5 protein-coding genes are annotated in these 11,299 nt (G+C 57.0%); 1 reads left to right on the top strand and 4 read right to left on the bottom strand.

Annotation, left to right across the window (positions count from 1 at the left end; translation table 11 throughout):
- Positions 1 to 108 precede the first annotated feature (108 nt).
- Positions 109 to 1,362: an N-acetylmuramoyl-L-alanine amidase AmiC gene (gene amiC / locus IM290_RS04750; protein ID WP_017382840.1), complete on the bottom strand. Its 1,254-nt coding sequence runs from the start codon at positions 1,360 to 1,362 to the stop codon at positions 109 to 111.
- 227 nt (positions 1,363 to 1,589) lie between these two features.
- On the opposite strand from amiC, the gene argA reads away from it, so the two are divergent.
- Positions 1,590 to 2,921 carry an amino-acid N-acetyltransferase gene (gene argA / locus IM290_RS04745; RefSeq protein ID WP_015571744.1) on the top strand — a complete coding sequence of 444 codons (1,332 nt, stop codon included), beginning with the start codon at positions 1,590 to 1,592 and terminating at the stop codon, positions 2,919 to 2,921.
- 33 nt (positions 2,922 to 2,954) lie between these two features.
- Here argA and recD read toward each other — a convergent pair whose 3' ends face one another.
- Genes recD through ptrA form a run of 3 tightly spaced genes read right to left on the bottom strand, consistent with a single transcriptional unit; the run spans position 2,955 to position 11,193 of the window.
- Positions 2,955 to 4,775, bottom strand: coding sequence for an exodeoxyribonuclease V subunit alpha (recD, locus tag IM290_RS04740; protein WP_047062376.1), 1,821 nt, complete (start codon positions 4,773 to 4,775; stop codon positions 2,955 to 2,957).
- Complete coding sequence (gene recB / locus IM290_RS04735) at positions 4,772 to 8,314, bottom strand: exodeoxyribonuclease V subunit beta (RefSeq protein ID WP_047716739.1); 3,543 nt, start codon at positions 8,312 to 8,314, stop codon at positions 4,772 to 4,774. The genes recD and recB overlap by 4 nt, the downstream gene beginning before the upstream one ends.
- Positions 8,311 to 11,193, bottom strand: coding sequence for a pitrilysin (ptrA, locus tag IM290_RS04730; protein ID WP_032619114.1), 2,883 nt, complete (start codon positions 11,191 to 11,193; stop codon positions 8,311 to 8,313). Before ptrA ends, recB begins: the two co-directional genes overlap by 4 nt.
- Between the last annotated feature and the right edge of the window lie 106 nt (positions 11,194 to 11,299).

Here is an 11,299-nt window from a genome sequence, read left to right as displayed (position 1 = left end):
AATCCGGCCCCCGCAACCAACACTTCTTAAAACAATAAACACCCTGAAGGGTGTTTTTTTGTATCTGGCGTTTGTGAAAATGCCGGGCATGATACCCGGCTTAATGCCCTACCCCCGCCGCGCCAGCGTTTCCCCGTCTGAGAAGTAGGCCCGGATCCCCGCCAGAATCGACTCCGCCACTTCCTGCTGGAATTTAGCCGTCTTGAGCTTACGTTCCTCTTCCACGTTACTGATAAACGCGGTTTCGACCAGAATGGATGGAATATCTGGCGCTTTCAGTACCGCAAATCCGGCCTGCTCGACGCTGTTTTTGTGCAGCTTGTTGACCCGGCCCAGCTTGCCCAGCACCGCTTTACCAAACTTCAGGCTGTCGGTAATGGTCAGCGACTGCACCATATCAAACATCGTATGGTCGACGTAACGGTCGCCACTTTTGCTCACGCCACCAATTAAATCCGAGGCGTTCTGCGTGTCCGCCAGGTATCTCGCGGCGGTACTGGTCGCCCCTTTCGTTGACAGGGCAAACACTGAAGATCCACTCGGCTGGCGGCTGGTGAAGGCATCCGCGTGAATAGAGACAAACAGATCCGCGCGCTGCTTTTGCGCTTTTGCCACGCGGACCTTCAGCGGGATAAAGACATCTTCGTTACGCGTCATGTAGGCGCGCATATTGCCCTCTTTGTCGATCAAGGCCTTCAGACGACGGGCAATTTGCAGCACCACATCTTTTTCGCGGGTGCGATATTTCCCGACGGCGCCGGAATCTTCTCCGCCGTGGCCAGGATCGAGCATGATCACAATCGGGCGATCGCGCCCCGCCTTGCCCGGCTGTGGGCCACTTTGCGCTGGCGGAACCTGGCTGTCGAGATCGCCTTTGTTGTAATCCTCAAGTAATGCCAGGAGCGGATCCTGAATATCCGTCGCATTCGCCGGATAGAGATCCATCACCAGACGCTCCTTAAAGGCGGCTACAGGCGCAAGGGCAAAGAGCTGAGGTTTCACGTTCTGCTTCAGCTCAAACACCATGCGCACGGTTTGCGGATCGAACTGCCCGACGCGCGCCGATTTAATAAACGGATCGTCGCCACGGATCTGAGCTGCCATGCCTTTAAGCACGGAGTTGAGGTTCACACCTTCGAGATCAACCACCACACGTTCAGGATTGCTGAGGGCAAATTGCTTGTATTTCAGCACGCGATTGGACTCGACCGTCACGCGCGTATAGGTCGACGACGGCCAGACGCGCACCGCGACTACCTGGCTTGTGGCGGCAAGACCCACCTGGCTGACGCTAAGCAACCACATCGCCCCGGCCCCTTTTAACAGGCGGCGGCGGCTTATTGCTGAATTGGATCCCGACATGCTTCTCCCGAGCAAGAAATCTGATTGATGAACAAAACGCCCAAATTGACCGAAAACTTTAACGAATGACGCATAAACTGTCATCTATAAAAGGGTAAACAATCATACGTTAACGCACGGATTACTTATTATTTTCTGTGGGTCGCAGAAAATTTAGGCTTGCACACGCGGCCACAATCGAATAAAAATACAGAAATTACGAATAAACATTCACTAAGGGTTGTGTCATGGTTAAGGAACGTAGAACCGAACTGGTCCAGGGATTCCGCCATTCTGTTCCCTATATCAACACCCATCGGGGAAAAACGTTTGTCATCATGCTTGGCGGCGAAGCCATTGAGCATGAAAACTTTTCCAGCATCGTCAATGATATCGGCCTGCTGCACAGCCTCGGCATCCGTCTGGTGGTGGTGTATGGCGCACGTCCGCAAATTGAAGCCAACCTGGCCGCCCATCACCATGAGCCGATCTACCACAAACACACGCGCGTGACGGATGCGAAAACCCTCGAGCTGGTCAAACAGGCGGCGGGTCTGTTGCAGCTCGATATCACCGCCCGCCTGTCGATGAGCCTGAACAATACGCCGTTGCAGGGCGCGCACATCAACGTGGTGAGCGGCAACTTTATCATCGCTCAGCCGCTCGGCGTGGACGATGGCGTGGACTACTGCCACAGCGGCCGCATCCGCCGTATTGATGAAGAAGCCATTCACCGCCAGTTAGACAATGGCGCGATCGTTCTGATGGGCCCTGTTGCTGTCTCCGTAACGGGTGAAAGTTTTAATCTGACCTCAGAAGAGATTGCCACCCAGCTGGCCATCAAGCTGAAAGCGGAAAAAATGATCGGCTTTTGCTCCTCACAGGGTGTCGTGAACGATGAGGGCGTGATTGTGCCAGAACTTTTTCCGAATGAAGCCCAGGCGCGCGTCGAAGCGCTGGAAGCAGAAGGCGATTACTATTCCGGTACCGTGCGTTTTCTGCGCGGCGCCGTTAAAGCGTGCCGTAGCGGGGTGCGCCGCAGCCACCTGATCAGCTATCAGGAAGACGGCGCGCTGTTGCAGGAGCTGTTCTCCCGGGACGGGATCGGTACGCAGATCGTCATGGAGAGCGCCGAGCAGATCCGCCGTGCCACCATCAACGATATCGGCGGCATTCTGGAGCTGATCCGTCCGCTGGAACAACAGGGCATTCTGGTTCGCCGCTCCCGCGAACAGCTGGAGATGGAGATCGACAAGTTCACCATCATTCAGCGCGATAACCTGACCATAGCCTGTGCGGCGCTTTATCCGTTCCCGGAAGAGCAGATTGGCGAAATGGCGTGCGTCGCCGTGCATCCTGATTACCGTAGCTCCTCACGGGGGGAACTGCTGCTTGAACGCGTGGCGGCACAGGCGCGCCAGATGGGTCTGAGCAAGCTGTTCGTGCTTACCACGCGCAGCATTCACTGGTTCCAGGAGCGCGGCTTCACGCCGGTGGATATTGATTCCCTGCCGGAAAGTAAGAAAGAGATGTACAACTACCAGCGCCGCTCGAAGGTGTTAATGGCGGACCTGGGATAACAGTCACCCTCTCCTGCTGGAGAGGGCGTTCACTCAGACAGATTCAAATATCGCGCTTAATCCGCTTCTGCGCTCGGTACGGGTGGCAATCGCCTGACTCAACACGCGCTCATCCGCATACAGCGACAGAAGCTGGCGCGCACGGGTAATGGCGGTGTAGACCAGCTCGCGGGTCACAACCGGCGACAGCTGGGTAGGCAGGATCAGCGCCGCATGGTTGAACTCGGAGCCCTGAGATTTGTGTACCGTCATCGCCCATGCCGTTTCATGCTCTGGCAGGCGGCTGGGCTGGACGGACTTCACGCTGCCGTCCGGCAGCTGGAACCAGACGCGCAGTCCGTTACCGCGATCGAGCGCAATGCCGATATCGCCGTTGAACAGCCCCAGCGCACTGTCGTTGCGGGAGATCATCACTGGCCGGCCTTCATACCATCGCGAATGCTGTTGACGGTTAATTTTGCGTTTCTGCACCAGCAGTTGCTCCAGCCTGTCGTTCAGGCCCGTGACGCCAAACGGCCCTTCCCGCAATGCGCACAGAAGCTGGTATTCGCCAAATGCGGCGATGACCTGCCCGGGCTGACTGCGCTGCTGCACGCAGCTCAGAAAATGCTGGTATCCCTGAAGAGCCTCCTCAAGCATAGCCTGATACTCTTCCCCGCTTTGCAGCGATTTCTTTTCAATGTCAGTGAAGGAACCGTCAAACACCGTGCGCGTGGCGTGCCTGTCGCCACGGTTGACCGCCGCAGCCAGCTGGCCGATGCCGGAGTCGCTACCGAAACGGTAGCTTTTTTGCAGCAGGCACAGGCTGTCACGCAGTGCGCCCGCGATCGGCGTGTGATCGGGTTCAAGCGAGCAACCGGTCAGACGGGCGAGCTCCTGCGCCCGCGCGGGGGTATAACCGTAACTGGCGTAGGTACAGATATCCCCCAGCACCGCCCCGGCTTCTACAGAGGCGAGCTGATCGCGATCGCCCAGGAAAACCACGCGCGCATGGGGTGGCAGCGCATCGATCAGGCGCGACATCATGGTCAGGTCGATCATGGAGGCTTCATCCACCACCAGCACGTCCAGATGCAGCGGATTGCCCGCATGGTAGCGCAGCCGCTGGCTACCCGGCTGCGCGCCGAGCAGACGGTGCAGAGTACTTGCTTCACCCGGGAAAAGCGCAAGCTGCTCCTGGGTGAGCGGCAGCCGTTGCATCGCACCGCCCAGTGATTCGGTCAGACGCGCCGCGGCCTTCCCGGTGGGCGCCGCCAGACGAATACGGCATCGCTGCTCGCCTGAAAGCTGTATCAGGGCTGCCAGCAGCTTTGCGACGGTCGTTGTTTTCCCGGTTCCCGGGCCGCCGGATATCACCGAGATCCGCCGCGTCAGGGCGACGGCTGCCGCCACTTTCTGCCAGTCTGTGGCCTCACCGGAGTCAAACAGCCTGTCCAGCGTCTGGCGAAGCTGTGCTTCGTCGCAGGGAAGCGGCGCATTGGTCTCACTAAAGAAACGCGCTACCGTCAGTTCGTTTCGCCACAGGCGGTTCAGGTATAAGCGCTCCCCCGTCAGGATCAGCGGTGCCTGGTTGTCTCCCGGCCCGACGGCTGACGATTCACGCAAGATTTTCTGCCAGTCCACCTTATCTCCCAGCAGCGCAAAGCAGGACTGGAGGACAGGCGGCATTTTCTCGTCAACCACCAGACGCGAGAGCGGCAGACACACATGCCCCTCTCCGGCATCTTTACTCAACAGGGCAGCGGCAAGCATCACGGCGGGCTGGTCAGCGGCAATCATCATGGCAAACTGCACGTCCAGCTGACGCAGCACGCGTTGCTCTACCGCATCCAGCAATAAGTCCTGCATCGTCATGCCATCTCCTCCGTGTTTGCTGCAAACAGGTTATCCATTTTATTAATCAATTCCGCATCCGGACGAGTGCTGAAGATCCCGGAGCGCGGATCGGCAGCATCAACCCCGCGCAGGAACAGATAGATGACACCGCCAAAATGATCGTCGTAGCGATAATCCGCAATACGGTGGCGCAAATAGCGGTGCAGCGCCAGGGTATAGAGCTGATATTGCAGATCGTAGCGATGCATTTGCATGGCTGCCGCCATCGCCTGCTGGGTATAGGCTTCGCTGTTCTCGCCCAGCCAGTTCGATTTGTAATCCAGCAGGTAGTACCGTCCTTCGTGACGGAAGACCAGGTCGATAAACCCTTTCAGCATGCCCTGCACCTGACGGAAGTTCAGCGGCGGGCAACCGGCTGACAGCGGATCGTACTGACGGATGAGCGCATCGAGCGCGTCGGCCTTAAGCGGGCCTGCGACGGGCAGATAAAACTCCATCTCAACCTGCTTATTTTTGGCCGTTAACTGGCGAAGAGAGAAGCCCTGCGTCGTCAGCGGCGCCTGCAAAATGGCGTTGATCCAGTCAGTGAGAACGGGCTGCCAGTGCGCGTCATAGCCTCCGCTCTGCAACATCTTCAGCACCCACTCCTCACTGACAGGCTGGGTGAAATCAAGCTCTTCAAAGAGGCTGTGCAAAAAGGTGCCCGGCGACGCGCCGCGTGGGAACTGATGTGGAGTTAACGTCGGTTCAACCGGAACATCGCCCACCCCTGCGGCATCCACGTCCAGCTTCGGCATGAGATCCTGCGCAATACTTTGCCCGTGCTGTTGCAGGCCAGAATAGCTGGTGACGCGCCAGTCGTCGGCAAGCACCCGTGTGATCTGGCGCGCGTTAAGATCGGTCGCGGGCTCTTGCGCCATTTCCCAGCGGCTGTTGTCTGGCAGAGAAGGGATATGGAGGGCGATATCGTCTCCGCAAAGCGACTCAATACAGAGGCGCAACCCCGCCGCATCTTTAGGCTCACCACGCTGAATAAGCCGCCCTAAGGCGCTTAAATGGAAATCGCTCTCCCCTGTTTTCTCCCCGCGACGGCGGAAAACCGGCGCGACGCCCAGGCTGCAATGCCAGACAGAACGGGTCAGCGCCACGTAAAGCAGGCGCAAATCCTCCGCCAGACGCTCCGCTTCCGCCAGCTCAACGCTGGTTTCCGCCTTGCTGAGATCGAGCACCGCATCGAAAGTCTCGCGATCATGATAATAGGCCTGATCCTGAACGCGGTAGTTAGCGATAAAGGGCAGCCAGACCAGCGGATACTCGAGACCTTTCGATTTGTGAATGGTGACGATTTGCACCAGATGCTTATCGCTCTCAAGACGCATCTGCTGGCTTGAGGCGTTACTGTTTGGATCCGCGATTTGCTGCGCCAGCCAGCGCACGAGGGCATGTTCACTTTCAAGCTGGGTGCCGGCTTCCTGCAACAGTTCGCTGATGTGTAAAATATCGGTAAGACGCCTTTCACCGCCGGATGACGCCAGCATATTTTCGGCAATCTGACGCCGCGTCATCAATTCGCGCAGCATCGCCATGACGCCGCGTTTTTGCCAGCGTTCACGGTAATGGACAAACTCTTCCACCACCGCATCCCATGCGTTTTCGTCATGGTTGAGCTCATCTATATCGCGCGCGTTCAACCCCAGCATAGAGCTGGCCAGCGCGCTTCGAAGCGTGTTTTCGCGCTCCGGGGCCAGCACCGCCTGAAGCAGCCAGAGCATTTCCTGGGCTTCCAGCGTGTCGAACACGCTGTCGCGGTTAGAAAGATACACTGACGGAATATCCAGCAACGTTAGCGCATCGCGGATTAGCGCCGCTTCCTGACGACTGCGCACCAGCACGGTAATATCAGAGGCTTTAACAGGATTTGCCTGTTCCCCCTGCCAAAGCAGCGCCTCGCCGCGCGCGCCTGCGCTCAGCCAGTCACGGATTTGCGCGGCGCAGTGCTGGGCCATCGCCGCCTGATAGTCGGCAACCCCATAGCCTTCCCCTTCCAGCAGCCAGAAGGTCATGGCGGGTTGCACCGCGCTACTGACTTCGAAGCGCAGGGATGCGTTTTTTGGGGCGGATTTCACCGGCAGGAAAGGGATTTCATTGAACATGAACGCCGTCTCCATACGGCTGAACAGCGCATTGACGCTCTCAACCATCCCCGGAGCGGAACGCCAGTTAGTGTCTAACGTGTAATGCGCGACAACCTCACTACGGGCTTTCATATAGGTGAAGATATCTGCCCCACGGAAGGCGTAAATCGCCTGTTTAGGGTCGCCTATCAACAACAGGGCAGTGTCGGGCTGCTGTCGCCAGATGCGGCGAAAAATGCGGTACTGCTGAGGGTCGGTGTCCTGAAATTCGTCAATCATCGCCACCGGAAAACGGGTACGGATCGCGCTGGCGAGCGCTTCACCATTCTCGCTGGACAGCGCCTCGTCCAGGCGGCTCAGCATGTCATCAAACCCCAGCTCGCCCCGGCGACGTTTTTCGCGCGCGACGGCCTGGCGGATCTCCGTCATGGCGCGTGTGATCATCAGGTCATTGAGCGTTAATGGCTCCGCAAGCAGCGCATCAATCGCCACAAACAGGGAATGCTCAGGCACAATGCCGTCGGCTTTGGTTCGCTCAGTCAAAAAGCGCTGCGAAAATTTTTCCAGTGCGTCCGGAAGCTGGTAGCCCCGCGTCTCCTCCTGGGCCCAGACGCTGATCTTTTCGATCCACTTCCCCTGGTTCCCACGGTTGAACTTGCGTCTGTCGATGCCTGAGTTTTCGATGATTGCATCAATTTCACCAACCGACTCATTCCACTTCTGCTTAAGCGTCGCAATTTTGGCGACGATCTTTTCATGGCGCGAGGCCAGCGTTTCATCGGCAGGCGGCGGAGATTTAATGACCGGCGCTTCGCCTTGCAGGTAACGGTCGATGGCGCGAAGAAGCTCTTCCGGACCTTTCCACAGGGCGTGAACCGCTTCGGCAATGTCGCGCTGCAATGGATAACAGTGACGACGCCAGAAATCCGCACAGGCCTGATAGCGAAGCTCGGATTCATCTTCAATAAGCTGCTGCTCAAAGAGCATGCCGGATTCAAACGCATTCAGGCTTAACATGCGCTGACAAAAACCGTGAATGGTGAAGACGGACGCTTCATCCATTTGCCGCTCGGCCAACAGCAGCCATTGCGCAGCCTGTTGCTTATCCGCAATCTCGTCCAGCAGGCTCGCGTAGAGGGGGTTATCCGTCGTCTGACGCAAACAGGCGATGCGCAGTTCATGAATGTTGCTGCGAATACGGCCACGCAGCTCGGCAGTGGCCGCTTCGGTGAAGGTTACCACCAGCAGCTCTTCCACGCTTAACGGGCGCGAAAAAGCGGCGTTGCCGCCGAGCCCCAACAGCAGACGCAGATAGAGCGCGGCGATGGTATAGGTTTTTCCCGTTCCCGCTGAGGCTTCAATCAGTCGCTCACCCTGTAGAGGTAAACTTAGGGGATCAAGCGGCTCAGCGGTATGGGTCATTCTTTCTTACTCCAGGGCATAGTTTGTTGCAGCGCGCTGACGCTCTTCCAGACGGTCCACTCTTTTGATTTTACGTAGTCCGTTTTCCCGTTCTGGCTGCCAGAAACCTGAGACAGGATGGCCATACCCTGCGGTTTTACTACCGCCTGATGGAAGAAATCGGCAACCTTTTGTGGCGTCAGCTGTTTTATTTCGGCCACTATTTTATCACGCGAATCAAATTTCATATTACCGCGATCAAAATCTTTGCTCAGCTGCGAGGCCTCTTCACCCAGCGTCTGCGGCGGCTGCATCACCTGGGCGATAACCGCCTGCTGGATCTGGGCAAACTCTTCCGGCTTCATGGCGCGCAGTTTTGCTTCCGCCTGCGGGAAGAACGCCTGATAACGCTGCCACAGGTAAGCGGGTTGCTTGTCGCTGCTTTGCAGAAGGAAGCCCAGCCCCCACTGACGGCCCACATTCATAGAGAAAGCGAATACCGCATAGCCCAGTTGCTCTTCGGTGCGCAGCTGGTTGTAAAACCACGGCTGAATAATTTGACCGAGCACCGCACTCTGGGCAGAGCTGGTAAATTCGTCATAACCGACAGGGACAAACACCGCGGCCAGCGCGGAATCCGTGCTGCTTCCCGCTTTTTCGAAGATTACGTTCTGCTTTTTCTCTACCAGCACATCCTGGTTACGGCACCACTCATCGCCTTTTGAACCCAGTTGCGCACGGACGTTTTGCGCCAGCGTTTTAGCCTGATCTTCGCTCATATTCCCTACAACCAGGAACTCCGGACGGGTATTGGTTTTCAGCGCATCACGGTAAGCCAGCACCTCTTTTAAGGTGACTGAGGGCAATAACGCGCGGCGATCTTCGCGCTGGAAGTACGGAATTTGCGACAGCATCTGTGCTGGCATAATCGCCTGATCGTAGGCTTTACCCTTCTCGGCAGAATCCATCATCTGGGCATACCAGGACTTAGCCTGCTCGAGCTGTTCTTCCGTAGGCGTATAGCTGAAATAACCGTCCAGCAGCGCCTGGAACAGCTGCGGCAAACGCTGGGTATAGCCGTTGGCATTCACCATCAGGCCGTTATTGGCATTGGTGGAGAAACTGATACCACCAACGGCAGCCTGGTTGCTGAGCTGATCGAGAGCAATACCGGCCAGATAATCGTTAAGCGCAAACAGCACCTGGTTTCTGGCGCTGTCCATTGCTTTGGGGTTACGCAGCACCACGCTAACATCCGCTTTTGGCTCGTCGGCGAAATAGCGGCTTGGGGTGTAGACCACGCGCAGCGTCGGCTCATCAACAATCAGCTCCGGGTGCGGATACGCCTTTGCGGGTTTGATCAGCGAGAAATCGTCCGGGATGTAGGGGTTAAGTTCCGGTAACGTCAGCGCAATTTCCCCCGCCTTTTTCTGCCAGCCCGCGAAGGTCTGTTCGCTGATTTTTTCAACCTGATACGGGGCATCAACGAAGTAGGCCATTTTGTTATGCGGTTCGTTCGGGCTGATATACCAGACGCGGGCATTCTGCGGAGTCATCATCGCCAGACGCGCTTTGAGCGCTCCGGCGTCATACTGGTCGGCAATATTTACCGCATCCAGCGTATGTTCCACCGGCACGCGGATCATGGTATCTGCCAGCCACTCAACGTAGTCCATATCACGCGTGATAGAGGGATAGCGGAAATCGAGATCCAGCACGTGCGCCAGCTCGTCAAAGTAGCGTTTATCGACCCCTTTGTCGCGCAGCAGAGAGAGATAACTGAAAATGGCCGCAACGACGTCGTCCCGGTGAGCCAGCCCTTTATCGGTCAGCGTCGCGGAGATGGCCAGCACGCCGCTATTCCCGTTTACAACGGGATCGGAGTCAGCGCGAATACCTTCCACCAGCCCCTGCTTTTGCAGCCAGTCGGAGAGCGTACCCGGGCTGCGGTTGCCGATAAGATAAGTCACCAGCTCGTCGGTTTTGCTGCGGAACTGCGCCGTGTTGTTATCAATACGGAATTCAACGCGTAACACCTTGCGCGGCAAGGCCGGCACATAGTGAATAACAATGCCTTTTTGCGCGTCCGTGACAACCGGCACGTTAATCTGCGGCAGATCGATATTTTTATTTGGCACCCTGCCGTAGGTCTGCGCGGCCATGTTTGCCAGCGTCGGCAACGGTTTATTGCTGTAGATAACCGCTTTCATCAGATTGGCGGAATAGTATTTTTCACGAAACGCATGCAGCGCATCGAGCACCGGGCTACCTGGCTTGTCGCTCAGCGTTTCAAGGTTGCCGCCTGAGAAGCGCGAACCCGGGTGCGCCGGATTGATGGTTTCAGCGCTAACCTGCGCCATGCGCATACCGTCTCGCGTGCGCGCCATCGTCAGTTCGGCGTTCACGGCATTACGTTCACGGTCAGCATATTTTTTATCCAGCAGCGGTGCGGCGATGGCATCCGCCAGACGGTCCACCGCCCCGTCAAGCGCATCATTTTCCACTTCCAGGTAAAACGCGGTGCGATACGGCGCGGTACTGGCGTTGTGGCTGCCGCCATGCATTTTCAGAAATTCGGACAGGCTGTCAGGCTGTGGGTATTTTTTAGAGCCCATCAGCGTCATGTGCTCAAGGTAGTGCGCCAGTCCAGGATGGGCGTCAGGATCTTCCAGCGAACCCACCGGCACAACCAGCGCGGAGAGCGATTTCACCGCCTGAGGATCGGAAACCAGCAGCACGGTCATCCCGTTATCAAGACGAATCGCCTGATACTCACGGGTGTCCTTATCGCTCTTACGGATTGTTTCCTTGACAGGTTGCCAACCGGAATCGGCCTGAGTGACGGGAGCCCAAAGGGCGATAAACAAAACAAACGCTTTGAACAAGGTGCTGCCTGGCATTACGACCTCTTTATCACGGCTACATCATTAACAACGTGCGTGCTGGACACGCCAGCATCTCTTTCTTTGGGTACATCAGTCCGTGATAAGAGGTGCATCATAAATG

The organism is Enterobacter cloacae complex sp. S1, from assembly GCF_014930525.1.
Taxonomy (GTDB): Bacteria; Pseudomonadota; Gammaproteobacteria; order Enterobacterales; family Enterobacteriaceae; genus Enterobacter; species Enterobacter hormaechei_C.
The sequence above is the reverse complement of the archived record's forward strand: the minus strand, read 5'-3'. Positions and strand labels throughout refer to the sequence as shown.

Coding starts and splice junctions, on each gene's coding strand:
- recD (WP_047062376.1), bottom strand. CDS start 4,775: ATGACGATGCAGGACTTATTGCTGGATGCGGTAGAGCAACGCGTGCTG.
- amiC (WP_017382840.1), bottom strand. CDS start 1,362: ATGTCGGGATCCAATTCAGCAATAAGCCGCCGCCGCCTGTTAAAAGGG.
- argA (WP_015571744.1), top strand. CDS start 1,590: ATGGTTAAGGAACGTAGAACCGAACTGGTCCAGGGATTCCGCCATTCT.
- recB (WP_047716739.1), bottom strand. CDS start 8,314: ATGACCCATACCGCTGAGCCGCTTGATCCCCTAAGTTTACCTCTACAG.
- ptrA (WP_032619114.1), bottom strand. CDS start 11,193: ATGCCAGGCAGCACCTTGTTCAAAGCGTTTGTTTTGTTTATCGCCCTT.